This is a genomic window from Sediminicoccus sp. KRV36 (assembly GCF_023243115.1).
Taxonomy (GTDB): domain Bacteria; phylum Pseudomonadota; class Alphaproteobacteria; order Acetobacterales; family Acetobacteraceae; genus Roseococcus.
In genome coordinates, this window is sequence record NZ_CP085081.1 from 2,468,455 (window position 1) to 2,492,781 (window position 24,327).

24 protein-coding genes are annotated in these 24,327 nt (G+C 67.9%); 9 read left to right on the top strand and 15 right to left on the bottom strand.

Annotated elements, in window-relative coordinates; all coding sequences use genetic code 11:
- Window positions 1–4: 4 nt before the first annotated feature.
- Together LHU95_RS11510 and LHU95_RS11515 are read left to right on the top strand one after the other, a co-directional pair.
- Window positions 5–1,051: a TauD/TfdA family dioxygenase gene (locus LHU95_RS11510; protein ID WP_248707098.1), complete on the top strand. Its 1,047-nt coding sequence runs from the start codon at window positions 5–7 to the stop codon at window positions 1,049–1,051.
- The gene (locus tag LHU95_RS11515; protein WP_248707099.1) at window positions 1,048–2,016 is read left to right on the top strand and encodes a tripartite tricarboxylate transporter substrate binding protein; all 969 of its coding nucleotides are present in this window, start codon (window positions 1,048–1,050) and stop codon (window positions 2,014–2,016) included. The genes LHU95_RS11510 and LHU95_RS11515 overlap by 4 nt, the downstream gene beginning before the upstream one ends.
- A 13-nt stretch (window positions 2,017–2,029) precedes the next feature.
- Here the strand turns inward: LHU95_RS11515 and LHU95_RS11520 are convergent, their stop codons facing one another.
- Window positions 2,030–2,344, bottom strand: coding sequence for a hypothetical protein (locus LHU95_RS11520; protein WP_248707100.1), 315 nt, complete (start codon window positions 2,342–2,344; stop codon window positions 2,030–2,032).
- A gap of 210 nt (window positions 2,345–2,554) precedes the next feature.
- Between LHU95_RS11520 and LHU95_RS11525 the strand changes: the two genes are divergently transcribed.
- Entirely contained in the window at window positions 2,555–3,517 is a 963-nt protein-coding gene (locus tag LHU95_RS11525; protein WP_248707101.1) for a tripartite tricarboxylate transporter substrate binding protein, read from the top strand.
- A gap of 25 nt (window positions 3,518–3,542) precedes the next feature.
- On the opposite strand, the gene LHU95_RS11530 is transcribed toward LHU95_RS11525, so the two are convergent.
- Window positions 3,543–6,350, bottom strand: a complete 2,808-nt coding sequence (locus tag LHU95_RS11530) for an ATP-binding protein (protein ID WP_248707102.1) — start codon at window positions 6,348–6,350, stop codon at window positions 3,543–3,545.
- 172 nt (window positions 6,351–6,522) lie between these two features.
- Window positions 6,523–7,404, bottom strand: coding sequence for an acetylglutamate kinase (gene argB, locus LHU95_RS11535; protein ID WP_248707103.1), 882 nt, complete (start codon window positions 7,402–7,404; stop codon window positions 6,523–6,525).
- 206 nt (window positions 7,405–7,610) lie between these two features.
- Here argB and LHU95_RS11540 point away from each other — a divergent pair, with 206 nt between their 5' ends.
- The gene (locus tag LHU95_RS11540) at window positions 7,611–8,315 is read left to right on the top strand and encodes a hypothetical protein (protein WP_248707104.1); all 705 of its coding nucleotides are present in this window, start codon (window positions 7,611–7,613) and stop codon (window positions 8,313–8,315) included.
- 5 nt (window positions 8,316–8,320) lie between these two features.
- Here the strand turns inward: LHU95_RS11540 and yihA are convergent, their stop codons facing one another.
- From yihA to LHU95_RS11575, 7 genes are all read right to left on the bottom strand, one after another.
- Window positions 8,321–8,992, bottom strand: coding sequence for a ribosome biogenesis GTP-binding protein YihA/YsxC (gene yihA / locus LHU95_RS11545; RefSeq protein WP_248707105.1), 672 nt, complete (start codon window positions 8,990–8,992; stop codon window positions 8,321–8,323).
- Window positions 8,989–10,800 (bottom strand): membrane protein insertase YidC, encoded by a 1,812-nt coding sequence (gene yidC / locus LHU95_RS11550; protein ID WP_248707106.1) that lies wholly within the window; start codon window positions 10,798–10,800, stop codon window positions 8,989–8,991. Before yidC ends, yihA begins: the two co-directional genes overlap by 4 nt.
- A 9-nt stretch (window positions 10,801–10,809) precedes the next feature.
- On the bottom strand, window positions 10,810–11,091 hold the full coding sequence (gene yidD, locus LHU95_RS11555) for a membrane protein insertion efficiency factor YidD (RefSeq protein WP_248707107.1): 282 nt from the start codon (window positions 11,089–11,091) through the stop codon (window positions 10,810–10,812).
- Window positions 11,088–11,435, bottom strand: coding sequence for a ribonuclease P protein component (gene rnpA / locus LHU95_RS11560; protein WP_248707108.1), 348 nt, complete (start codon window positions 11,433–11,435; stop codon window positions 11,088–11,090). Before rnpA ends, yidD begins: the two co-directional genes overlap by 4 nt.
- 37 nt (window positions 11,436–11,472) lie before the next feature.
- Window positions 11,473–11,607, bottom strand: a complete 135-nt coding sequence (gene rpmH / locus LHU95_RS11565) for a 50S ribosomal protein L34 (protein WP_248707109.1) — start codon at window positions 11,605–11,607, stop codon at window positions 11,473–11,475.
- A gap of 345 nt (window positions 11,608–11,952) precedes the next feature.
- The gene (locus LHU95_RS11570) at window positions 11,953–13,032 is read right to left on the bottom strand and encodes a sulfotransferase (RefSeq protein ID WP_248707110.1); all 1,080 of its coding nucleotides are present in this window, start codon (window positions 13,030–13,032) and stop codon (window positions 11,953–11,955) included.
- Window positions 13,029–14,159, bottom strand: coding sequence for an SDR family oxidoreductase (locus LHU95_RS11575; RefSeq protein WP_248707111.1), 1,131 nt, complete (start codon window positions 14,157–14,159; stop codon window positions 13,029–13,031). The genes LHU95_RS11570 and LHU95_RS11575 overlap by 4 nt, the downstream gene beginning before the upstream one ends.
- A gap of 172 nt (window positions 14,160–14,331) precedes the next feature.
- Between LHU95_RS11575 and LHU95_RS11580 the strand changes: the two genes are divergently transcribed.
- The 5 genes from LHU95_RS11580 to LHU95_RS11600 all read left to right on the top strand — a co-directional run bounded on the left by LHU95_RS11580 (window position 14,332) and on the right by LHU95_RS11600 (window position 21,258).
- Entirely contained in the window at window positions 14,332–15,315 is a 984-nt protein-coding gene (locus LHU95_RS11580; protein WP_248707112.1) for a tripartite tricarboxylate transporter substrate binding protein, read from the top strand.
- 63 nt (window positions 15,316–15,378) lie between these two features.
- On the top strand, window positions 15,379–16,350 hold the full coding sequence (locus LHU95_RS11585) for a tripartite tricarboxylate transporter substrate binding protein (RefSeq protein ID WP_248707113.1): 972 nt from the start codon (window positions 15,379–15,381) through the stop codon (window positions 16,348–16,350).
- A gap of 16 nt (window positions 16,351–16,366) precedes the next feature.
- On the top strand, window positions 16,367–17,119 hold the full coding sequence (locus tag LHU95_RS11590) for a class II aldolase/adducin family protein (RefSeq protein ID WP_248707114.1): 753 nt from the start codon (window positions 16,367–16,369) through the stop codon (window positions 17,117–17,119).
- A 22-nt stretch (window positions 17,120–17,141) separates the two neighbouring features.
- Window positions 17,142–19,166: a hydantoinase/oxoprolinase family protein gene (locus LHU95_RS11595; protein WP_248707115.1), complete on the top strand. Its 2,025-nt coding sequence runs from the start codon at window positions 17,142–17,144 to the stop codon at window positions 19,164–19,166.
- A gap of 67 nt (window positions 19,167–19,233) precedes the next feature.
- Complete coding sequence (locus tag LHU95_RS11600; protein ID WP_248707116.1) at window positions 19,234–21,258, top strand: hydantoinase B/oxoprolinase family protein; 2,025 nt, start codon at window positions 19,234–19,236, stop codon at window positions 21,256–21,258.
- Here the strand turns inward: LHU95_RS11600 and LHU95_RS11605 are convergent.
- Genes LHU95_RS11605 through LHU95_RS11625 form a run of 5 tightly spaced genes read right to left on the bottom strand, consistent with a single transcriptional unit; the run spans window position 21,255 to window position 24,317 of the window.
- Window positions 21,255–21,899 carry a nitrile hydratase subunit alpha gene (locus LHU95_RS11605; protein ID WP_248707117.1) on the bottom strand — a complete coding sequence of 215 codons (645 nt, stop codon included), beginning with the start codon at window positions 21,897–21,899 and terminating at the stop codon, window positions 21,255–21,257. The two genes, LHU95_RS11600 and LHU95_RS11605, sit on opposite strands and share 4 nt — an antisense overlap.
- The gene (locus LHU95_RS11610; RefSeq protein ID WP_248707118.1) at window positions 21,899–22,180 is read right to left on the bottom strand and encodes an SH3-like domain-containing protein; all 282 of its coding nucleotides are present in this window, start codon (window positions 22,178–22,180) and stop codon (window positions 21,899–21,901) included. Before LHU95_RS11610 ends, LHU95_RS11605 begins: the two co-directional genes overlap by 1 nt.
- Entirely contained in the window at window positions 22,180–22,539 is a 360-nt protein-coding gene (locus tag LHU95_RS11615; protein WP_248707119.1) for an SH3-like domain-containing protein, read from the bottom strand. The genes LHU95_RS11610 and LHU95_RS11615 overlap by 1 nt, the downstream gene beginning before the upstream one ends.
- Window positions 22,540–23,331: an ABC transporter ATP-binding protein gene (locus LHU95_RS11620; RefSeq protein ID WP_248707120.1), complete on the bottom strand. Its 792-nt coding sequence runs from the start codon at window positions 23,329–23,331 to the stop codon at window positions 22,540–22,542.
- Window positions 23,331–24,317, bottom strand: coding sequence for an ABC transporter substrate-binding protein (locus LHU95_RS11625; RefSeq protein WP_248707121.1), 987 nt, complete (start codon window positions 24,315–24,317; stop codon window positions 23,331–23,333). The genes LHU95_RS11620 and LHU95_RS11625 overlap by 1 nt, the downstream gene beginning before the upstream one ends.
- Window positions 24,318–24,327 lie beyond the last annotated feature (10 nt).

Genomic DNA, 24,327 nt, shown 5'->3' on the forward strand with positions numbered 1-24,327 from the left:
CAACATGGAATATCCGAAGGCGCCGATTGGCGGCCCGGCCGCCTGGCTGGGCTCGGCGATGGCGTCGCGCACCGATTGGGTGGAGCAATTCACCCCGGCCGAATTGGCCGAGATCGACGCCGCCGTCGCCGAGCACCTGCATTCCGGCCGTCCCATGGGCGAGATCACGCCCCAGACCTTCCGCCTGCCCAGCCTGGCGCCGCGCCTGGCCCGCATCCTGCACGACATCCAGCATGGCCGCGGCTTCGTGCTGCTGCGCGGCCTTGATGTGGCCGGGCGTGACATCGAGGAAAGTGCCATCGCCTATCTGGGCATCGGCGCGCATCTGGGCGGCTTTCGCTCGCAGAACGCCAAGGGGCATCTGCTGGGCCATGTGAAGGATCTCGGCCTCGATATCCAGAACCCCAAGGTTCGCTACTACCAGACCAACAAGGAGTTGGAATTCCACACGGATTCTTGCGACATCGTGGGCCTGATTTGCCTCAAGACGGCGAAATCCGGCGGTGGCTCGAAGATCGTCTCCTCGGTCGCCATCCATGACCGCATGATGCGCGAGACGCCGCATCTCTGGCGTGCCCTGTTCAACCCGATGCCGACCGACCGGCGCGGCGAAATCCCGCCGGGGATGCTGCCCTGGTTCGAGATTCCCGTCTTCAACTGGTTCGAGGGCGAGCTCAGCACCATCTATTCGGGGCAGTATATCCGCTCCGCCCAGGAGAATTTCCGCGAGGCGCGGCGCCTCACCGCCGATGAGCGCGCGGCGATTGACCGGCTGGATGAGCTGGCGGCCGAAATGTCGGTCGAGATGGAATTCCGCCCGGGCGACATGCAGTTCATCCACAACCACCAGATCCTGCACAGCCGCACCGACTTCGAGGATTGGCCGGAGCCCGAGAAGCGCCGCCATCTGCTGCGCCTGTGGCTGGCACCCCGGCAGGCGCGGGTGCTGCCGCCGGTCTATGCGCAGCGCTATGGCGACATCACCGTGGGCAATCGCGGCGGCATCGTCGTGAAGGACACGGTGCTGCGCTTCACGCTGGAGCCCGCATGATACGCCGCCGCGGTCTGTTGGCCCTGGCCCTCGCTGCGCCTGCGGTGGCCCGCGCCCAGTCCTGGACCCCGCAACGGCCGGTGCGGATGATCGTGCCCTTCGCGCCGGCCGGCATCCTGGACCAGCTGGCGCGGCTGCTGGCCGAGCCCATGGGCCAGCGCCTCGGCCAGCCCATCATCGTCGAGAACCGCCCCGGTGCCGGCGGCAATGTCGGCACGGCACTCGCCGCCCGCGCGCGCGGTGATGCGCATGTGGTGCTGGTGGGCAGCACGGGGCCGCTCGCCGTCTCGCCCATCAGCGAGCCGAATCTGGGCTACGATCCGCTGACGGACCTCATCCCCATCACGCTGCTGAACGCGACGCCCCTGGTGCTCGTGGTGCGGCAATCCTCCGAGGCGCGCGACGTGCCCTCCCTGGTCGCCGCGCTGAAGCGTGACGGCCGGGAGGTGCTCTATCCCACGCCCGGCGTCGGTTCGCCCCAGTTGCTGGCGCAGGAGGCGTTTCGCCAGGCGGCGGGCTTTCCGGCCGCGCCCGTGCATTACCAGGGCAGCGCGCCCGCGGTGCTGGCGGTGATCGCGGGGGAATTCCCCTTCACCATCGAGAACCTCGTGCTCGTCGCCCCGCATGTGCAGGCGGGCATGCTGCGCGCGCTGGGTGTGACGAGCCTCGCCCGCGCGGCCATGATGCCCGAAGTGCCGACCCTCGCCGAGCAGGGCTTCCCGGGCTTTTCGGCTGGCGGCTGGTATGGGCTGCTGACGCCGGCCGGCGTGCCGGAAGAGGCGATCCGCGCCTATCACCTGGCCGCGACGGCGGCGCTGGCAGAGCCCCATGTCACGCGCCGCATCTCCGAGATGGGCGGACCGCCAATCGGCTCCTCGCCCCTGGAATTCCGCGCGCATATCCAAAGCGAGATGGAACGCTGGCGCGGCGTCATGGCGCGGGCCGCGGCGCCAGCCACGCGCTAGGGCCGGGCCGGAACTAGGGCGCCCGGCTCATCGGCGGTGGGCTGCCGAGTGGGGCGTTGGGGTTCCTCGCTCCGGCCGTGGCATCGCCATCCATGCCCTGCGGCGTGGTGCCCGAGGCCCCGGGCGCCGTGAGGCCAGCCGAGGAGCCATCGGTACCGCGATGCACAGCCTGCGGGCCGTCCGTGTGCGGGGATTGCCGCGCGGGGCCGGCATCGGTGGGCGTCACCACGCCGGGGCGGGGTTGCGGGCCACCCTCGGCCGGCGGTGTCGGCGCCTGGGCCAGGGCGAGGCTGGGCCAGAGAAGCAAGACAGGGAGAAGGCGGGGCATGCGCGGTGGCTCCGGTTGGTGGCCGGAGATGAACGAAACGATACTGCGGGCGGTTGCCGCAGGGCGCGGGCAAACTTGCCTGAGCGCTGACCCTGCCGAGCTGCGTCCGTTGCCGCATGCACTCCGCCGACCGGGACAGAAGCTCTGCCCCCCAACTGGCGCAGGCGGCCCGCTTCACTGTAGAAGCCGGAAAACCCTGGAGGAAACCACATGCTCACCCGTCGCGCGCTTGGCGCCCTGCCGCTGCTGGCCACCCCCGCTCTCGCGCAGCCCGCCTGGCCGAATGGGCCCATCCGCATCATCGCGCCCTTTCCCCCGGGCGGCAGCGTGGACACTGTCTCGCGCCTGTTGCAGCAGCCGCTTTCGGCCGAGCTTGGCGTGCCCGTCATCATCGAGAATCGCGGCGGCGCGTCGGGTTCGCTCGGCACGGCGCAGGTGGCGCGCGCGGCCCCCGATGGCCAGACCTTCGTGCTGGTGTTCGACACCCATGCGACCAACCCGGCGCTAATCCCCAATATGGGCTTCGACACGCGGCGCGATCTGGCGCCGGTGCTGCTGATCGGCACGGCGCCGAACATGCTGCTGGTCCATCGGGCGCGCCCCTGGCAGAGCGTGGCCGAACTGGTCGCCGCCGCGCGCGCGCGGCCGGATAGCATCAGCTACGGCACCATCGGCAATGGCAGCCTCGCGCATCTGGGCATGGTGCTGGCGCAGCGTTCGGGGAACATGGTGCTGACCCATGTGCCCTATCGCGGTGGCGGGCCGCTCGCTGTCTCGGCCATGTCGGGGGAGACCGATCTGGCGGCGGCCACCGGCACCATCTTCGTCGAGCATCTGCGCCAGGGCGTGTTGCGCCCGCTGGCCATCATGGGCCCGCGCCGCCGCGCCAGCCTGCCCGACGTGCCCACCATGGCCGAGGCCGGGCTGCCCGGCGTGGAGGCGGAGGCCTTCTGGGGCATCCTCGCCCCCGCGGGCACGCCGCCGGCCATTCTCTCGCGCATGGAGGCCGCCGCCCGGCGCGCCACCCAGGTGCCCGAGGTGCAGGAGCGCCTGACCAACATCATGGGCATCGAGCTGCGCAATGAGGGCGGCCCCGCCTTCGCCGCCTTCCTGGACCGTCAGATCGAGATCTGGAGCCGCGTGATCCGCGAGAATGAGATCAAGCCGGACTGACCCGGCCGGGCAGGACGCTGCTGGCTCAGCTCGCGGCCGCGCGCGGTGACGCATCGGGGAAGCTGAAGCGCAGCTCGTCCAGCAGCGCGCGGGCGAGCTTGGGTCCGTCCGGATCCGCCTCGCGCAGCGCCTGGAGCACGCGGCGCGTGCGCGTGACCTGGCGCGGCGCACCGAGATGGCCGACCGTGCCGGCCAGGGCATGGACGGTTGGAATCAGCGTCGTTCCATCGCGCAGCGCGAGTTCGAGCTGGGTCAGCCGCAGATCCAGCTCCGCCAGCAGCATGGGGCGCAGCGTCTCGAGCGCGACCTGGGCACCCGGCCCACCGGCCGTCGGCCGGGCGACGGCATCCGCCAGGGCACGCAGCAGCAGGGCGCGATCCACCGGCTTGATCACGTGGCCATCCATGCCCGCCGCCCGGGTCTCGGCCAGGTCATCGGGAAAGGCGCTGGCGGTCACGGCGATCACGGGCATGCGGCCGATGGTGCCGGGCATGGCGCGCAGGCGGCGGGTCGTTTCCTTGCCGTCCATGCCCGGCATCATCACGTCCATCAGCACGACATCGAAAGGCCGCCCCTCCCGCGCCGCGATCTCGACGGCTTCCAGCGCGGCAGGCCCCTCATTCACCGTCTCCAGGTCCAGGTCGTGCTGCGCGAGCAAGGCGCGCAGCACCGAGAGGTTGGAGGGCGCGTCATCCACCGCGAGCAATCGCAGCCGGTGCCCGGGCGAACGGGTGGGGATGGCTTCCTGCTCAGGCGCCGGCGGCGCGGCCCGCCGGATCGGCATTTCCATCCAGAAGCAGGCGCCAGGCCCGGGCTGTGCATCCGTGCAGCCGATTTCGCCGCCCATCAGATGGGCGAGGCGGGCGGTAATGGAAAGCCCAAGCCCCGTGCCCTCCTGCTGGCTGGACGCAAGCCGAGTGAAGTCACGAAACAGCTGCGGGCGTTCCGCTTCCGGCACGCCGCTCCCCTGGTCACTCACTTCAAAGCGCAACCGGTCCGCTTCCGCCCGGGCCAGGAGGCGCACCTCGCTGCCATCGGGCGTGAATTTGACGGCGTTGGACAGCAGGTTCAGCACCATCTGACGCAGGCGCGTGGCATCCACCTCGATATGCGGCGGCAGGGCTTCCTCGGTGAAGGCGATCCGCACCTGCCTCGCTTCGGCCAGCGGCTGCACCATCGCGATCGCTTCGCGGAAAATATCCGCCGGCTGCGCCACGCTGGGATGGAGCGTCAGGCTCTGCGCTTCCATCGCGGCGAGGTCCAGCACCTCATTCGCGAGTGCCAGGAGATGCCGCGCCGTGGCCCCCACCAGCCCCGCCTGATGCCGCTGCGGTGGTGGCAGCCCGGCCTCGCGCTGCAGCGCATCCGCGAGGCGCAGGAGGCTCGCCAAAGGCGTGCGCAATTCGTGGCTGACATGGGCCAGCAGATTGGCCTTGGCCCGGGTTGCGCGATCGGCCGTGTCACGCGCCTCGGCGAGTTCGGTCATCGCCTGCTTCAGCGCCGTGATCTCGGTGAGAATCACGACCATGCCGCTGCCCGGCATGCGCCGCTGCGCGATGCGCAGCCAGCGCCCATCCCGCAGCTGCCGCTCACGCTGGCCGCCGGGGCTGCGATGGGTATCCAGCACATGGGCGAGGCGCTGTTCCGGCGCGATCTCGGGCAGGTTGAACGTCCCATCGGCGATCCAGGCCTTCGCGAGTTCCTCGAAGCGCAGCCCGGGCACCAGAATCTCCCGCATGGGATCATGGAAATCCCGGTAGCGCGAATTGCAGATGACCAGGCGGTCCTCGGGATCCCAGAAGGCGAAGCCATCCGGCAGGCTTTCGATGGCGGCCAGGAGGCGGGTATTGGCGCCCTCGCGCTCGGTCGCGGCGCGTTGGCCATTCCAGACGGCAAAGAACAATGCCGCGGCCAGCGCCACCAGCAACAGCGCGGCGATACCGGAACCCGTCAGGATGCTCAGCCGCAACTGGGGCCAGCCGGCCAGCGCCGCCGCCTCGGGCAGTTCCGCCACGGCGAAGAGCCCTTGCAGCATGGTCGGCCGCGCGGTGGCGAAGACCTCGCCCGGGCCCAGGCGGTCCGTGCGGCGCTCCAGCCGCACAAGCCGCAGGCCGCTGGCCGGTGACCGGGGCAGCACCTGGCCAATGAGATGCGTCTGGCCCGCCCCCGCGGCCAGGATCAGCCCGTCGCGGTTTTCGAGGCGCACCCGCAATTCCGGCGGCGTGACCATGGGGGCGAGGACGGCCGTCAGCAGGGCGGTGGGGATTTCAGCGGCGGCGAGGATCGGACGCCCGGCCGCATCCTGGCCGACCCGGCGCAGCAGGAGCAGCATGGTCAGCCCGCTATCGGCATTGCGCAACGGCCCATGCAGCGAAGCGGATCCCTCACGCGCGGCGGCTTCGAGCACGCCGCGCGAAATGGGCAGAGAATGGCCCACGCCGCCCGTCACGGCGGAGGCCCAGACCTCGCCCTGCGCATCGGTGAGCATCAGATTGCGGTGGGTGTAGCTGTGCGAGGCGAGCTGCTGCAGCGCCAGGCTGGCGCGGCCTGGATCGGCCGCGCTGATGAAGCCGTGCTGCAACCAGTCACTGAGGCCGGCCAGCTGGCCCTCCACCTGCAGGAGGTGCCGGTCCAGCAGGGATTGCGCGACGATGGCCGAGCGGGTGACGGTCGCTTCAGCGGCGGCGACGGCCAGCGCCTCCCCACGCGAAATGTTCCGCGCGGTGGAAATGGCGAGCGACATGAGGATGACGAAGGTGGCCGCCAGGATCAGCGCGGGGATGGCGCGGGCCGGAATGCCCGGCCAGCGCCGGCGCTGAACCGGGGGCGTCAACCCTGTCTCACTATCGCCGAGAGGCGGCACATCGGAGCCTTTCTCCATCCCGCGGCCGCCAGGAGGGTGCCAGCCAGGCTTGCCTGGCCGCGTGCTCCGGGGACCGCGTCAATACTACCTGGACGCGAAACGTTCCTAGCACACAGCTTCCGGTTATGCAGCCTGCGGGTTTTCAGGGCTTGATCAGAGTGCCCGCGCCGCCATCCGTAAACAATTCCCGCAGCACCGCATGCGGTACGCGGCCATCCAGGATGACAGCGCCCTTCACGCCGCGCTCGATGGCATAGATGCAGGTTTCGACCTTGGGGATCATGCCGCCCGCGATCCAGCCGGCCGCGATGCCCGCACGGGCCTCCGCCACCGTCATTTCGGGGATGAATTTCTTGTTGGCATCCAGCACGCCCGGCACATCGGTCAGCATCAGCATGCGCTCGGCCGCCAGCGCGCCCGCGACGGCGCCCGAGACGGTGTCGGCATTGATGTTGTAGGTCTGCCCATCCCGGCCCACGCCCACCGGCGCGATGACGGGCACGATATCGGCGCCGATCAGCAATTGCAGCACGCGGGTATCCACGCTCTCGGGCTCGCCCACCAGGCCGAGATCCAGCACCTGTTCGATGTTGGAGCCGGGGTCCTTGACCGTGCGGGTGGCCTTGCGGGCAGTGATAAGCCCGCCATCCTTGCCGGAGATGCCCACGGCCAGGGCGCCGGCGCGAGTGATGGATTCCGCCACCTGCTTGTTCACCGTGCCGCAGAGAACCATCTCCACCACCTCGACCATCTGCTGGTCGGTGACGCGCAGGCCCTGCACGAAGGTGGATTGCACGCCAAGGCGCGCGAGCATGGCGTTGATCTGCGGCCCGCCGCCATGCACCACCACCGGGTTCACACCGACCTGTTCCAGCAGTGCGATATCGCGCCCGAAGCGCAGCGCGGTCTCCTCCTCGCCCATCGCGTGCCCGCCATATTTCACGACGACGATCTGGTCATCATAGCGCTTGAGGTAGGGCAGGGCGCCGATCAGCGTCTGCATTTGCGCGATGGCGTCATCCATGGGGCAGGTCCTCGGAGATTTCCGCAGGCTATCGGGCGCATGCTGCGTTGCGTCAAGGCGGGGCGGGGCTGCGATATCCAGGCTGACCCGGGACCGACTGCAACCGCAAAGAGAATTGACTCGCGGCATGCACGTCCTGATATGCTGCACCCGGCGGGCCGCACCCGCCACGCCTTGCTCCGACCCAGGCAGGAGGCCGCCCCGCCATGCCGAACACCAATGCCTTGCCGCCGCTTTGGAGTGTTGCCGGTGTTGCTGGCCCGCAAATGAGCCGCAGCCCCGAGCGGCTGTCGCGCGTGTCAGGGGGCGTCACCTTCAACATGGCGCCCTTTCCGAGAACCCTCACGCCTTCCGCCCTGGTCGGCGGCTATACCACCGCGGCGGTCGTGGATGTGCTGGCCCGCTTCAATGCCGCTGCCGCGTATGTCGGCGGCAAATGCGCGGCGTCCCGGCCGTGCAACACCTATTTCTCAACCCTCGGCAAGAACCTGTCGCTGAGCGATCTGCTGGGATGGAGCATCGTTTTCTACTTCTGGAAGCCGGTCAGCCGGGTCGGCCCAGTGCCGGCCGTGGGCGAGACGATGCCGGCATTGCAAGCCGAGATGATCAGCGCCAGCTACCAGACCAGCTTCGCCCAGATCGTGGTCAGTGAATTCTCGCTGGTCAGCGACATCAAGCTCGCGGCGACCATGGTGCATGAGCTGGCGCATGTGGCGGGTGCGCCAGGCGCCAATGATGACGGGCGCGCCACGGCAGCGGCCGATCCTGGCTCGGCCCTCTACAAGGAATTGATCGCGGCCGAGATGGCACTGAAAGCCTGCCTGTTGCCGAGGCAGTTCAATTCGGGCGCGCTGGGCGTGCTGCAGGATATGACGCAGGGCTGGCGGGGAAGGGGCGGCGGGATCGCCTGACGCCGCTAACCCGCGAGTGCGGCCAACTCGGCCCGGATATCCTCCATGCCGGCGCCCGTCTCGCTGCTCGTTGTCAGGATCAGCGGGTGGCCGGCGGGGTGCTTGCGCGCCAGGGCCTGGACTTCCGCCTGGCGGGCCTTGAGCTGGGCCGGCTTCACATCATCGCTCTTGGTCAGAACAAGCTGGAAGGGCACGGCGGCACGGTCCAGCAGATCCATCACGGCGGTGTCGGAGGCCTTGGTCTCGATGCGGCTGTCCATCAGCAGCAGCACGCGGCGCAGATTGGGCCGGCCACGCAGATAGTCGAACATCAGGCCCTGCCAGTCTTCCTTCACCAGCTTGGAGGCCTTGGCATAGCCATAGCCAGGCATGTCCACGAGGGTGAGTTGCCCCTCATCCAGCTTGAAGAAGTTCAACTGCTTGGTGCGCCCGGGTGTGACCGAGACGCGGGCCAGCGCCTTCTGCCCGGTCAGCGCATTCATCAGGGAGGATTTGCCCACATTGGAACGCCCGGCCAGCGCCACCTCGATCCCATCGGGGGGCGGCAGGTGATCGAGGCCCTGGGCCGCGGTGAAGAAGGTACAGGGGCGGGCAAAGAGCAGGCGGCCCGCCTCGATCAGGGCCGCGCGCTCCTCCTCATCCCGCGCCTCCAGAAGGCCGCCGGAGGGGAGGCTCATTTCTTCACGGCGACAGCCGCGCCGCCCCCGCCCCCACCCTGGCCACCCTGGCTGGGCGGCTTGGCGGCCTGCGCCTTCGCATCCAGCCGCATGATATACCATTGCTGGCCGATGGAGAGCAGGTTGTTCCACGTCCAGTAGATCACCAGGCCGGCCGGGAAGCTTGCCAGCATGAAGGTGAAGATCACCGGCATCCACTGGAAGATCTTCGCCTGGATCGGGTCGGGTGGCTGCGGGTTCAGCTTCTGCTGGAAGAACATGGTCAGGCCCATGGCAAGCGCCCAGGCCGGCAGATGCAGGAAGCTCGGCGGGTCGAAGGGGATCAGGCCGAACAGGTTGAACACATTGGTCGGGTCCGGCGCCGAGAGGTCTCGGATCCAGCCAAAGAAGGGCGCATGCCGCATCTCGATGGTGACAAAGAGCACCTTGTAGAGCGCGAAGAAGACCGGGATCTGAATCAGGATGGGCAGGCAACCCGAGGCCGGATTGATTTTTTCCGTCTTGTAGAGCGCCATCATCTCGCTCTGCATCTTTTGCGGCTCTTCTTTGTAGCGCTCGCGGATCTCGGTCATCTTGGGACCCAGGATGCGCATCCGGCTCATGCTCTTGTAGGCTTTGTTGGCCAGCGGGAAGAAGGCGATCTTCAGAGCGAGCGTGAAGATCAGGATGGCCAGGCCCATATTGCCGGTCAGCAGGAACAGCCAATCCAGCCCGTAGAAGAAGGGCTTGGTGATGAAATAGAACCAGCCGAAGTCAATCGCCTTGTCGAGGTCCTGGATGCGCAGCCGCGTCGCGTAGTCATCCAGCAGCCGGACTTCCTTGGCGCCCGCGAAAAGCCGCGTGGCCAGCGTGTCCGTGGCGCCGGGCGCGATCGTCACCGGGGCGGGGGGGGCCACATCCACCTGCCAGCGGTCCACCGTGCCGTCCTGGATGTGGCGGAAGGCCGAGCGCAGGCGCGTGCCGTCATCGGCGCGAGTCAGGGCCGTCAGCCAGTATTTGTCGGAGAGGCCGGCCCAACCCTCGGCCGCCTCATTGTCCCAGGCGGAGCCCAGCGCGCGGCGCGCACCGGTCTGTTCCTTCTTGCCGTCGCTGTAGGTGATTTCGGTCAGGCGGCCATCCTGCACGGCGATGAAGCCCTCATGCAGGATGAAGAAGCCGGCCGTGGCTGGTGTGCGCTCGCGCCGGATGCGCGCCCAGGGCAGCACCTGGACCGGTTCGGCGCTGGTGTTGCGGATGCGCTGCTGCACATGGAACATGTAATTGGGATCAAGGCTGACCACGGCCTCGAAGACCTGCCCCTGGCCATTATCCCAGGTGAAGGTGACGGGTGTGGTCGCGGTCAGTGGCCCGCCGGTGACGGTCCAGTCCGTGTCATTATCTGGCACGCGGGTGCGGTTATCGGCCGAGGTCCAGCCCCACTGCGCGAAATAGCCCTCCGGCCGGCCGCGCGGGGCGAGCAGCGTGACCAGCGGCGAATTGCGCTCGATGGTCTCGCGGTAATCGCGCAGAATCAGCGATTCCAGCGTGAGCCCGCGGGCCGAGATGCGGCCCTGCACGCGCGGATTTTCGACAGCAACCATCTGCGCGGGCGTGCCGGGTGTCGCGATCACGGCCGGGGCGGCGGCGCTGGCGCCGGGCGTGGGGGCCACACCGGGCGCGCTCGGTGTTGCAGGCAGCGGCACCTCGGCCGTGCTGGCTGGCGCGGTGGCGACCACGGGGGCCGGGTTCTGCGAACGATTCCAGACCTCGAAGGTCAGCAGAATGCCGATGGAAAGGGCGATCGCGGCAAGGAGGCGCTTCTGGTCCATGGGTCTCGATCAGGTCTCTGGGCTGGTCTGGCCGCGGGAGGCCAAACGCTGAAGGGGGAGCCGATTCAGGGATGGCGGAACCGGGTCATAGCCGCCCGGATGCCAAGGGTTGCAGCGCAGGATGCGCCGGGCGGAAAGAAAGCTGCCGCGCAGCGCGCCATGTTCGGACAGCGCTTCCACGGCAAAGCTGGAGCAGGTGGGGTAGAAGCGGCAGTTGCAGCCCAGGATGGGCCGCAGCGTCCATTGATAAGTGATGACAGCGCCCTTGAGCAGGGCCGCGACGGGCTTCATGGATGGACCGGTGGCCGGGGCACGCCGGCCTTGCGCAAGGCGGCCTCAAGATCCGCCAGCAGTGTCGGGAAGGCGCAATGGCCCGTCGCGTCGCGGGCGATCAGCACCAGGTCAAACCCAGGGGCGGGAGCGGCCGCCAGATGCAGGCGCGCGGCGGCGCGCAGGCGCCGCTTGGCGCGATTGCGGGCCACGGCATTGCCGATTTTCTTGGTGGCGGTGAAGCCCAGCCGCGTTTCCGCGTCATCTCGCGGCAAGGCCTGCAACACCAGCGCATCACGCGCCGCCTTGCGGCCCGCCTTCGCAGCACGAACGAATTCCGCGCGGCGCTTGAGGCGACCGAGCATGGCTGGTCCTCCCTTCCGCGCCGCGGGACAATGGAATTCAGGCGGAGAGCTTGGCGCGGCCCTTGGAGCGGCGATTGGCCAGGATCTTGCGGCCACCCACGGTGGCGAGGCGGGCGCGGAAACCATGCCGGCGCTTCCGGACGAGCTTGGAGGGCTGATAGGTGCGCTTCACGGCAGGCTCCTGAGAATCTCAAGTCAAAAAGGATGAGCCGGCGCTGGAAGGCCCAGCCCGGCGGTGCGCGCTGTATAGGGAGGAGGTGCGGCGCGCGTCAACCTCGCGCCAGCGCATGGCGCCGCAGGATTGCGCGCCCTTGCCATGAAAGGCCAGCCCGGATGTGGCCCGCCGGCGATTTGGCGCATGGCCGCGGCCCCGGCGCAAGCCCCGCTGCGGCGGCCGGGACGCCGAGTCGGCGCGCGCGGGCGAGGACATCGCCCTGGCGTTCCAATTGCAGCTTTCAGGCGAAGGCCGGGGCGATCAGCAGGGCAAGCAGCGCCCAAAAGATGAAGATCGCGCGGATCACGCGGCCTGCTCCCGCTCGGGCCTTGCATCGGCCAGGGCGGCGAAGCCGGCGGCGCAGGCCTTCTCCAGGGCAGCGGCCTCGGCTTCGGGCAGGCTGCGCCAATCCGCGCGCGGGCGGCGGATCATCGCGGCACAGGCTTCGAGGTCGAGGCCGTGATCCCCCTTCATGATGAAGCGAAAGAAGCGATCCAGCGCGGCCACCGGCTGTTCCAGGATCTCCTCATAGCGCAGCGTCAGCAACTGATCGGGGCCGAGGCCGGCCAACTCCGCCAGCCCGCTGCGGACCTCGCCGGACCAGTAGAGCCCGCAGAGCGGCAGGGGCGTCGCATCCGCGCGGAAGAACTCGGCGTCGAAGCGCTCGGGCAGGTAGGGCAGCAGCGCGTCGGGCAGATCCGCCTCATCCCCGCGATCCGCGCTCTCATAGGGATCAACGCCAAGGATCTCGGTCATCTGCGCGGCGGCCAGCACCATCCGGAAGCCGTGGTGCCGGCTGATCGAAAGGGCCGTATCGCGGCCGTCGCGCAGGATGTGCACGAAGCGCGCGGTGGGAAAGGCCTCCCGCAGGCGGCGGGCGATGCGCAGGGAGCCGCCCGAGCGCTCCACCCAGAGCCGCGCCCCCATCGCATCGCGCAGCCGGTCGAACAGCGCGGTGAAGGTGACGCCGAAGGGGGCCGCCGGCAGATCGGCCGCGAGGCTTGCCAGGCGGTCGAACAGCGCATCTGGATTGGTCGAGAGGTGCGGCAGCGTGGTGGCGGCGATGGCCGGGATGCCGCTTTCCTTGGTGAAGCGGCGCCCGGGACCGGGGCGATACAGCGCCTCCTCCATCATCACATCCTCACGTAGCATCAGCGTCTGCCGGGGATAGATGCCCGCCAGCAGCTGCCAGAGAGCCGGGCCGTCAATCTCCGCCTCCGGAAAGCTCTCGGCGATGCGGCCGCCAAGGTCGGTCATGAAGACCCAAAGCTCCGAAAGGCTGAGAATGTCAGGGTGCATCGCCAGGAACTGCGACAGCAGCGTGGAGCCGCAGCGCCCGGTGCCGAGGATGAAGACCGGCGGCAGGGTGGCGGGCGCGCTCACCGGGACACCGGCATGCCAAGGCGGCGCTGCTCCAGCGATTTGGCGTACCAGGCGACCAGGTTGCGCACCGGCGGCAGGCGGCGCTTGAGGTCGGTGCGGTTGCCCAGGGCGCGGTCCGTGCGGCTGCGATCAAAGACGCGGCGCGTGCGGATGTAGTTGCCGTAGAAGCCGATGCCCTTGTCGAATTCGCCATCCAGCCAGTCGAGCTTGGCATCCGCGTCCACGAATTCCGGCTCCTGGAAGCCGATCTCGGTGGCGATGGCGGTCAGCGTATCGCCGACGCTGGGCGGGTCCTGCTGGGTGAGGTGATAAATGCCCGAGGCATTGCCCTTCAGGCCGATATGCACGGCCTGGGCGGCCACGGCATCCACCGGGATCAGGTCCAGCGGCGTATGCGCATCGGCGCGCAGGCGAATGCGGCGCTCCCGGGAGAGGCCCTTCTGCACACGCTCCAGCACGCCGCGATACTGCATCATCTTACGAGTGAAGCTGTAGAGGCCGGAGAAGGTGGTGACGCCCAGCGTCTGCGAATGTCCCACCACGATGCTGGGCCGGAAGACGCGGACGTCGAAGGCGCTGCATTCGCGCAGCATCGCTTCGGCCGCCACCTTGCTGGTCTCATAGTGATTCTGCGTGGCGCTGCCATCGCGCGGGATTTCCATCAGCTGGCCCTCACGCGCGCCGGAGACATAGGCCGTGCTGACAGCGTTGAAGACCTTGACGCCGCTGCGCAGCGCAAGCTCAATCGCGTGGCGCGTGCCGCAGACATTGGTCTGCATGATCTGCTCCTCGTAGCGGTCCTCGTAACGCAGCGAGGCGGCGCTGTGCCACATCACATCGGCACGCAATTCGGGTGGTTCGGCGACACCGCAGCAGGGCTGCGTCAGATCCCCCGCGATGCCGCGCACGCGCTCGAAGGCGACGGTGGCGGGATCGCGGCCGTAAGTAGCCACGGCCTCGCGCAGGGAGGCGATGAGGCGGGCCTGCGCATCCTCGGTCTTGGAGGGGCGGACCAGCGCGACGACTTGGTCCTGCGTGTTGTCGAGCAGCTCCAGGATCAATGCGCCGCCGACGAGGCCGGTGGCGCCGGTTACGAGGTGGGTCCTGGTATCGGATGAGCGAGCCATGATGTCTTCCCCTGGGCCGGCCGGGGCATTCCGGCGGCGTGAGAGGAGATTGCGCGGCTTGTGTCGCAGGATGATCCCGCCACGGGGGCGCTTGTGTCGTGTCTGTCGCAGCTTCCTTGCTTTTCAGCCCGGGCCGACTGCACGCTCCATCCCAGAAATGGGAGGAAACACAATGACGCTTCTGAGCCGCCGCTCTCTGTTGGCCGCGAGTCCCGCTTTTGCCGTCGCCGCAGCCGCGCAGCCGAACCCCGCCGCGCATTGGCCGGAAAAGCCCTGGCGTGTCCTGGTGGGAGGTGCCGCGGGCGGTGCGAGCGACATCTTCATGCGCATCCTGGAGCCCAGCCTGCGCGAGAGCCTGGTGCATGGCTTCTGGCTGGACAACCGGCCTGGGGCCGGCGGCATGCTGGCCGCCGAAATCGCGGCCCAGGCCACGCCGGATGGCTACAACTTCTTCATCAACCACATCGCCAGCAACGGCATCGGCCCGCATTTGCACCGCCGCGCGGGATTCGAGCCGAACCGGGACCTGACTGGTGTTGCGCGGATCGCTTCCATGCCGAATTGCATGATCACGCTGCCTTCGCGCGGCTTCCAGTCCGTGGCGGATCTTGTGGCGTTCATCCGCGCCAATCCGCGCGCGGGGACGTTCGGCTCGGCCGGAGTCGGCACGTCCTCGCATTTGAGCGGCGTGATGTTCGGGCAGAGGATCGGCGTGGAGCTGACGCATATCCCCTATCGCGGCACCGCGCCCAACATGCAGGCGGTGCTGAGCGGCGAGATCCTGTTCGCCATTGATAATGCGCCCGCCTCGATCCAGCAGGTCAGGGCCGGCATGCTGAAGGCCCTGGCCGTGAGTTCCGCCACCCGCTGGTCCCAGCTGCCCGACCTGCCGACCATGCAGGAAGCGGGGATCGCCGATTTTGACGTGGCCTCCTGGTATGGGCTGGTGGCGCCGACGGCCACGGCGCGTCCCATTGTGGAAAAGCTGAGTGCCGCCGTGCTGCGTGCCCTGGCGGACCCGGCCGTGGTGCAGCGGCTGCGCGATTTCGGCGCCGATCCCTGGCCGCTGGCCCCGGCCGAATACAACGCCTTCATGCGCGCGGAAGAGGCAAAATGGGGTCCCATCGTGCGCGCCGCCGGCGCCACGGCGAATTGAAGCCGCTTGTTCTGGCAGCATGGTCGGGCCTAGCCTCACTCGGTCTCTCGGAGCGACCGTGTGATGAGCTTGAAGCGCCGCCTTCTCCTCCTGGGTTCGCTGGCCACGCCCGCATTGGCTTCCTTGGCACGGGGTGAAGAGGCCTGGCCCACGCGCCCCATCCGCTGCATCGTGCCCTTTCCGCCGGGCGGCGGCACCGACCTCGCCGCGCGGCTCGCCACGCGGCGCCTGGGCGAGGCGCTGGGCGTGCCCATCGTCATCGAGAACCGGCCGGGGGCCGGCGGCACCATCGGCAGCGCCGCCGTGGCGCGCGCGGCACCCGATGGCTACACGATCGGCGTCGCGACCACGAGCACGCATCCCGTGGCGACCGTCCTGCAACGCGATGTCCCCTATGATCCCGTCACCGCCTTCACGGCCATCACCATGCTTGGCACCACGCCCTATGTGCTGGTGGCCGGGCGCGCGGTGGCCGCGCGGGACCTGGCGGAATTCCTGGCCGACGCCCGGGCGCGGCCGGGGCAGGTGAGCTTTGCCTCGGTGGGAGTGACGACGCTGGGCTACCTGCTGACGCGGCAATTCGAGCTGCTGACCGGCCTGCAGATGCATCATGTGCCGTATCGCGGGTCCGCGCAGGTGTATCCTGATCTGCTGAACGGCACGGTGGGCGTCCTGCTGGATAATCCGCCGGCTTCCGCGGCACTGGTGCGCGATGGCAGCCTGAAGGCCTTTGCCGTGACGCAGCGCTCCAATCTGCTGCCCGATGTGCCGAGCTTCGCAAGCCTCGGCGTGGCCGGCTTCGATGCGGTGTTCTGGTATGGCCTGGTGGCGCCCGCGGGTTTGCCGCCGGTGATGGCAGCCCGGATGCGGCAGGCATTGGCAGCCCATTTCCTGACGGATGCGGGGCGCGCCGAGATGCGCGCCTCCGATATCGAGCCCATCATGTCCAGCCCGGCGGAATTTGCGGCCAGTATCGCTGCGGATTCCGCGCGCTGGCGCGCCCTCGCGCAACGCCTCGATATCCGCCCCGAATAAGAGAGGAACGCCCAGCATGGACGGCATTACCCCACAATACCGCGTGAATGAGCTGACGCCCGATCCGCGCGTCAGCTTCGACCCCAAGGTGGCTGGCGATTATGTGAAATACGCGCATCGCCTGGCTGCGCGTGGCCTGGTGAACAGCAGCGTGGGCGGCATGGTGATCCGCGTGCCGCATGCGGATTACGAGCAGGGCATCTGCTACGCCAAGCCGCAAGGTGTGAGCCTGGAGGAGGTCGAGGTCGAGGACCTGGTCATCACCGATATCCCCCATGGCCGCATCCTGGCGGGCGAACGCGCCACCACCGTCGGCCACCAGATGAACCGCGAAATCCTGCGGCTGCGCGCGGATGTGAATTGCGTGATCCATCTGCATCACGACGAGACCATCGCCTTCCTGGCGGCAGGCTATGAGGAGTTCCGCTCCTTCAGCCTGACCTACGGCTTCCTCATGCAGAAGCCCGCGCATTATTTGCCGGCAAGCATCAATGTCGAGGAGGATGTGGCGCCCATCAAGACCTTCATCCAGGACACGAACTGCATCATCATGCGCCGCCACGGCTTCACCGTGCTGGGGCGCACGCTCTCGGAAGCCTATCACCGCACCTGCGTGCTGGTGAGCGAAGTGAAGCGCAACATCATCGTCGAGACGCTGTGCGCGCTGAACGGCAAGACGCCGGAATATATCTCGGATGAGGATCTGGCGAAGATGGGCAGCCATGGCGACAAGGTGATGTACCCCGAGCTCATCAAGCGCCAGGGCTGAGGGTGTGGGATATCGCGTGGGCGTGGATATCGGCGGAACCTTCATCGACTTCTGCGTCTGGGATGAAGCCACGCAGGACATGACCAGCCTGAAGGTGCTGACCACGCCCGAGACGCCCGGCGCCGAATTGCTGCGCGGGCTGGATCTGCTGGAACAGCGCCATGGCGTGCTGCCGGCCCAGATCACGCGCTTCGTGCATGGCACCACGGTCGGCATCAACACCGTCATCCAGCGCAAGGGGGCGCGCCTTGGCCTGATCACCACCGAGCGCTTCGAGGATGTGGTGGAACTGGCACGGCTGCGCATGCCGGAGGCGTATTCGCTGTTCTCCCGGCGGGGCGCGCCGCTGGTCTCGCGCGATTGCGTCTTTGGCATCCGCGAACGCGTGCTCTCCGATGGCAGTGTGGAGCTGGCGCTGGACGAGGCCTCGGTGCTGGCCGCCATCGCGAAGCTGCGCGCCAAGGGCGTGGAGGGCGTGGTGGTGGCCCTGCTCAACGCCTATCGCAACCCAGCGCATGAAGCCGCGGTCGTGGCGCTGATCGAAGCGCATGCGCCGGAGCTGTTCGTCTTTTGCTCCAGCGAGGTCTGGCCGGTGATCCGCGAATATGAGCGCACCACCACGGCCCTGATCAACGGCTATGTCCACCCGAAGATCCGCGATTACCTGGACAGGTTGATCGCGGGCCTGGCCGGGCGTGGTGTGACCGCGCAGCCGCTGGTGACCAAGTCCAATGGCGGCATCATGGCGGCCGAATTGGGCAAGCGCGCCTGCGTGGGCATGGTGCTCTCGGGCACGGCCTCCGGCGTGATGGGTGCCGCCTTCGTGGCGCGCGAGGCGGGAGTGACGGAGGCCATCACCCTCGATATCGGCGGGACCAGTGCGGATGTGGCGCTGATCATCGCGGGCCAGCCGCAATTCGGCCTGGGCGAGAAAATTGGCGATCTGCCGCTGTATATTCCCTCTGTCGCCGTCTCCTCCATCGGTGATGGCGGTGGCTCCATCGCCTGGGTGGATGGGTTTGGCGTGCTGAAGGTGGGGCCGGAGAGTGCCGGCTCCTCGCCGGGGCCGGCCTGCTATGGCCATGGTGGCACGCGCGCCACCATCACCGATGCCTTCGCCGTCTGTGGCTTCCTCGGCCAGCATGACCTGGCCTATGGCGCCTTTCGGCCGGATGTGGCGTTGGCGCGCGAAGTGATCGGCGAACTGGCCACCCGCATTGGCCTGGGCCTCGAAGAAACCGCCGAGGCGATCATCCGCATCGCCATCTCCGGCATGTTCGCCGAGGTGAACAAGATGGTGGCGCGCTACGGCATTGATCCGCGCGATTTCGCGCTGCTCACCTTCGGGGGTGCGGGGCCGATGCTGGGGGGCTTCCTGGCGCGGGAACTGGGCATGCGGCGAGTGCTGATCCCCGCGCGGCCTGGCGTGGTGAGTGCGCTGGGTGGCCTCGTCGCCGATGTGAAGAATGACTTCATCCGCACGCTTTTCATCACCGCCGAGGCAGCAGATGCGGCGGCACTGCGCAAGGCGGGGCAGGGGCTCTCCGTCCAGGCTTTGCGCTGGCTGCGCGAGGAGCAGGGCTTCAAGGGCGAAGCCGCACCCGCCTGGTTCGCGGATATGCGCTATCGCGGCCAATCCTATGAAATCGAAGTTCCGCTTGAGCCGGCCTGGATCGAAGCCGCTGCCATGGCCGAGATGGCCGAGGCGTTTCACCGCGCGCATGAGGGCATCTATGATTTCTGCGACCGCGCGGCGCCGGCGCAGATCGTAAATCTGCGCCTCGTCATGTCCGGCCCATCGCCCAAGCCTGTGCTGCGCCACCTGCCGGAAGCCGCGCCTGGCGCGCCGCAAGTGACCCAGCACCTGCGCTGTTTCTTTGATGGCGGCTGGCATGAGGTGCCGCTTTATCGGCGGGAGGCGCTGGGCTTCGGGCATCGCTTCGCCGGTCCCTGCGTGGTGGCGCAGGAGGATACAACGAGTTGCATTCCGCCGGGCTTCGCGGCCCTGGTGGACGCGCAGGGCAACATCATCCTGGAGGCCCTGTGATGCGCGCAGAGATTTGGGCTTGCCCAAGGATTGGGGCCTGGGGCCTTGTTCCTCGGGAGGGGCTGTAATGGACAAGGTCACCCTGGAAATCCTCGCCAACCATCTGCGCGCCGCAGCCGAGAACATGGCCTACACGCTCTACCGCACCGCGCATTCGACCTTCGTCAAGGAGACGGAGGATTTCACCATCCAGATCCTCGACCCCGCCGGCCGCACCATCGCCGTCCCGCTGGATCTCGGCGCCACCTGGTATCCGGGGCTGGATTATGGCGCGGCGATTGCGATGATCCCGGACTACAAGCCAGGCGATGTAGGCTTCACCAATGACCCCTATTCCGGCTTCCTCTCCACCCATGTGCCCGACCTGCACATGTGGAAGCCCATCTTCCATGAGGGCGAACTGCTCTGCTGGGTGTCCGGCCACATCCACAACACCGATATGGGTGGGGCGGTGCCGGCCAGCCTCTCCCGTGCGCTGACGGAAATCCATCAGGAGGGCATCCGTTTCCGCCCCTCCAAGATCTACCGCGAGGGCGTGCTGAACACGGAATTGGTGGATGTGATGCTGACCAACGTCCGCAAGCCCGAGCAGAATCTCGGCGACCTCAAGGCCTTTGTCGGCGCGCTGAACACGGGCGAGCGCAAGATCCGCGAGATGATCACCAAATTCGCCGCGGACACGCTGCGCGAGGGCTTCGGCGCTTTGCTCGACTACGCCGAGCACCAGGCGCGCGACATCCTGCGCTCCATTCCCGATGGCGAGTATTTCTTCGCCGATTTCGCGGATGAAGATGGGCCGGATGGCTATCCCGCGCGGCTCGCCGTCACGCTCAAGATCGAAGGTGGCTCGGCCATCCTGGATTTCACCGGGACGGACCCGCAGCTCACCTCCTCGCTGAACGTGCCCACGGGGGGCAATCCCCGCCATACGCTCATGCTCGTGGGCGTGTATTACGTGCTCTACACCCTCAATCCGGGCCTCTTGCTGAACCAGGGGCTGACGCGGCCCTTCACCTGCATCCTGCCCGAAGGGACGATGGTGAACCCAAGCTTCCCGGCCGCCGTCGGCATGCGCAGCCTGAGCTGCGCGCGGCTGCGCAGCCTGGTCTTTGGCGTGTTCGGCCTGGCCATGCCCGAGCGCATGCCCGCCGCCCCCGCCGGCTCCAGCTCCATCGTCAACGTCATGACGCATGATGACCGCACGGGCGAGGCGATCATCGCGGCCGTGAATCCCGTGGTGGGCGGGGGCGGCGGCATGCCGCATGGCGATGGCACGGATGGCTCGGGGGCGGATGCCGCCTACCTCAAGAACACGCCCATCGAGATCACCGAGGCCGAGGTGCCCATCCGCTTCCGCTGCTACGGCCTGGCCTCAGGGACGGGTGGCCCAGGCCGCTGGCGCGGTGGCATGGCGACGCAGATGGAGTTCCAGGTCTTCACCCCCAACACGCGCATCACCGCCCGCAACCGCGATCGCTGCCGCTTCCAGGCCTGGGGCATTCTGGGCGGCAAGGCGGGCCGCGCGTCGGAGATGATGGTCAATCCGGGCCAGCCCAATCAGCGCCTGCTGAACAACATTGATACCTTCAGCGCTGGCCCTGGCGACATCATCCGCATCACCTCACCCGGCGGTGGCGGCCGGGGCGACCCGCTGGAGCGCGAGCCCGAGCGTGTGCTGCGTGACGTGATCTGCGCCTGCATCACCGAGGAAGCGGCCGAGCGTGACTATGCCGTGGTGATTCGCGACGAGACACTGGATGCGGCCGCGACCCAGGCGCTGCGTTCCGCCCGCCGCAGCAATGCGCCCCATCCACATTTCCACTTCGGAGCGGAGCGCGAGGGCTTCGAACGCATCTGGACGCCCGCGGCCTATGCCGCGATGACGGAAATCCTTGCGCGTCTTCCGATCCATTGGCGCTACTTCGCCAAGTGCCAGCTGATGAAGGCGATCACGCTGGAGGGCAGCGGCGCTGCCGAGATCAACGCCGCATGGGCCGGCATTCGCGCGGGGCTGCCGCAGCTGCGCGGATGGCGAGGGGCTGTGGCCCCTCGCGCATCCCGTCAGGGAACTGGTTCCCTGAACCCTGACTAGGCGACTGCCGTTCCGACCAGCATGTGTCGTGTGACGAGCGGGATCAGCTTTTCGACCGGCCAGTCCGCAGCCCCCTCCGGCGCCATTGGCAGGACCAGATAGCGCATGTCGGCGTTGGAATCATGCACGCGGACTTCTACATCCGCTGGCAGATCCAACCCGAATTCCGCCAGCACGGCGCGCGGCTCCCGCACGGTGCGCGCACGATAATTCTTGGAGATATACCACCAGGGCGGCTGCCCCAGGAGCGAGCGCGGATAGCAGGAGCACAGCGTGCAGACGATCACATTGTGCAGCGCCGGCGTGTTCCGCACGACGACGAGCTTGGCTTCCTTGATCTTGAAGCCCAGCTCCGCCGCCGCCTTGGAACCATCGGCGACAAGCCGCTCGGCATAGGCCGCATCACGCCAGGCCTCAGCCACGATGCGCGCCCCCCAAGTGACATTGGGCGCCTCCAGGGCCGCTATCACGCGGTCGGTGTCGCCCTGCGCCAGAAGCTGCTTCTCCAGCAGGATCTTGTGCAGCGCCTCGGTCATCAGCGCGTAGTAGTCGGCGCCATCATGGCCTTCGACGACGGGGCGCTTGGGGTCCACCGCATCGGCGGAAAAGCGGGAAGGCGGGACAGGGGAGGGGATGGGCATCAGGCGGGCGCCAGCCAATGGTCGTAGACTTCGATTTCCAGCGTGTCATTCGCCGGGCCGGTGTAGTCGGGCCAGAGGTGATCCTGCCGGAAATGCACGCGGTAGAGGTCAATCGGCGGCAGGCCGGGGCGGCCATAGCCAAGCTCTTCCGGATTGGCATAGGCGCCGCAATGGCGCTCCACCACGCCGGTCTTGTGGCGCACGAAGAAAGGGATGCGCACATGGCCTGGCTTGCCGAGATCAAGCACGCGCACCGTGTCGCCGGGCTGAAAGCGCGGCATCACTGGCCTGCGCTCACGGTCTTGGCGGCATGGTCCACGCGCTGGCCACGGCCGGCGGCCAGCGCATCCATGCGGGCCAGGACTTCGGCGCGCTCCACCAGGCCCTTCTCGTCCAGCAGCAGGGTCAGCGCCTCGGCGCGGCGTTCGTAGAAGCCGAGCGTCTCGTAAAGCGGTTCGCCGAAGCTTTCGAAGGCGCGGCGAATTTCATCGAGCGAGACGCAGCGATCCTTCTGCTCCAACGCGCCGCGAATGGCCTCGGAGAGCTTCTGCCAATCGGCGAAGGGGTGCTCATCCTGCTGGATGGGGCCGCCCGGCAGGCCGCCAATGTCATGGTATCCGCGAAAGGGTGGCTCGCTCATCTAACTCCCCCGGACTGCCGTCTGGAAAACCTCCAGCGCATGCGCCTTGATGCGCACGAATTCCGTGTCGGTCAATGTCGCCGGGCTGCGCGGGCGGGGCAGGGGGATATCCATGAACTCGGCGATGCGCGAGGGGCGGCGCGTCAGCAGCAAGAGCTTGTCCGCCAGGTAGATCGCCTCCTCCAGGTCATGGCTGACCAGCACGGCGGTGGTGCCGCGCGCCACCAGCACCTTTTGCAACTGATCCCGCATGATCAGCGTCATCTCGTAATCCAGCGCGGAGAAGGGCTCATCCAGGAACAGCACCTCGGGCTCGATCACCAGTGACCGCATGATGGAGACGGTCTGCTGCTGCCCGCCGGAAAGTTCATAAGGGTAGCGGTGCAGGTCGAATTTCAGGTCAAAGCCGGCGACCAGCGCTTCGATCCGGCGGTTGCGTTCGGCGCGCGGGATGCCCATCAGCTTCAGCGGGTAATGGATGTTGTCCAGCGCGCGCTGCCACGGGAACAGCGCCTCGCGATAATTCTGAAAGACATAGCCGATGCGGGTTTCACGGATCGTCTTGCCCTCAAACAGGATCTCTCCGCCATCAATGGGCAGCAGCCCCGCCACCATGTTGATGAAGGTGGATTTGCCGCAGCCATTGGGCCCAAACACAGAGACGATGCGCCCCTTTGGCAGGTCAATGTCGAAACCGACATAGACCGGATTGCCGCTAAAGGATTTGCGCAGGCCCCGCACGGTGATGTGCGTGCCGGGCGTGAACCAGCGCAGATCAGCCTGATCCGGCATCAGCCCGCCATGTCGCCGGACTTGAGGATGAAGTCCCGCACCGCGAAGGGCGTGCGCAGCGTGCCCTCGGAGGCAAAGACATCCACCAGCGCCTGGTAGGAGTTCAGATCCGTCTCGTTCAGGTCTTTCCACGCGCGCAGATAGGGCTGCGCCACGATGGGCACCTGGGCCGCCTGCACCGCCGTCCAGCGGGGCAGGATGGCGCGCAGGCGGTCATAGTCGGTTTCCGCCAGGCGGGTGGCTTCGTCCAGCACCTCCACCACGCGCCGCGCCACCGCGGGCCGCTCCCGCATGAACTTCGTGGTGAGCAGCGAGACGCCGGAATAGAAGGGGTCCGCGATCACGCCGGCGACCGGATTGGTCATGGCGCGCTTGGCCTCGCCGAGGGCCACGGCGATGGAGCCCACCGGTTCCAGGGAGAGCGTGGCATCCACCGAGCCCGCGATGACGGCTTGCACCTGCAAGCCCACCGCCATCTCCACCAGGCGCACATCACCATCCGGGTTCAGCCCCGCGCGGCGCACCATATGGCGCGAAATCGTGCGCCACTGGATGCCCGGCAGATGGCCGAGCGACTTGCCGCGCAGATCGGCGAAGCTCGTGATGGGGGAATTGTTGGCGACGATCAGCCCGTCATTGATGCGGTTCACGGCGATCCCGCCGCCCTGCAGCCCGAAGGCCTTGAAGGTGCCGGGGAACTGCACCTCGGCCAGCACGGAAATGCCGGCAGCCGCGCCCGGCGCCCCCACATCGGCCCGGTTGGCGACCAGGCTGTCAATGATCTGGTTGGGCGCCTGGAAGCGCGCGGCCTCCACCTCGATCCCGGCGCGTTCGAACAGCTTCTCCTCCTGCGCCACATAGAAGGCCATGGTCTGCATGATGGGCAGCCAGGCGATGGTGACGCGATCGCGCCGCCCCTGCGCGAACGCCGGCGCTGCAAGGCTTGCGGCGCTGAGCCCCGCGAGGATGTGACGGCGTGTGCTCATGGGGCGCTCC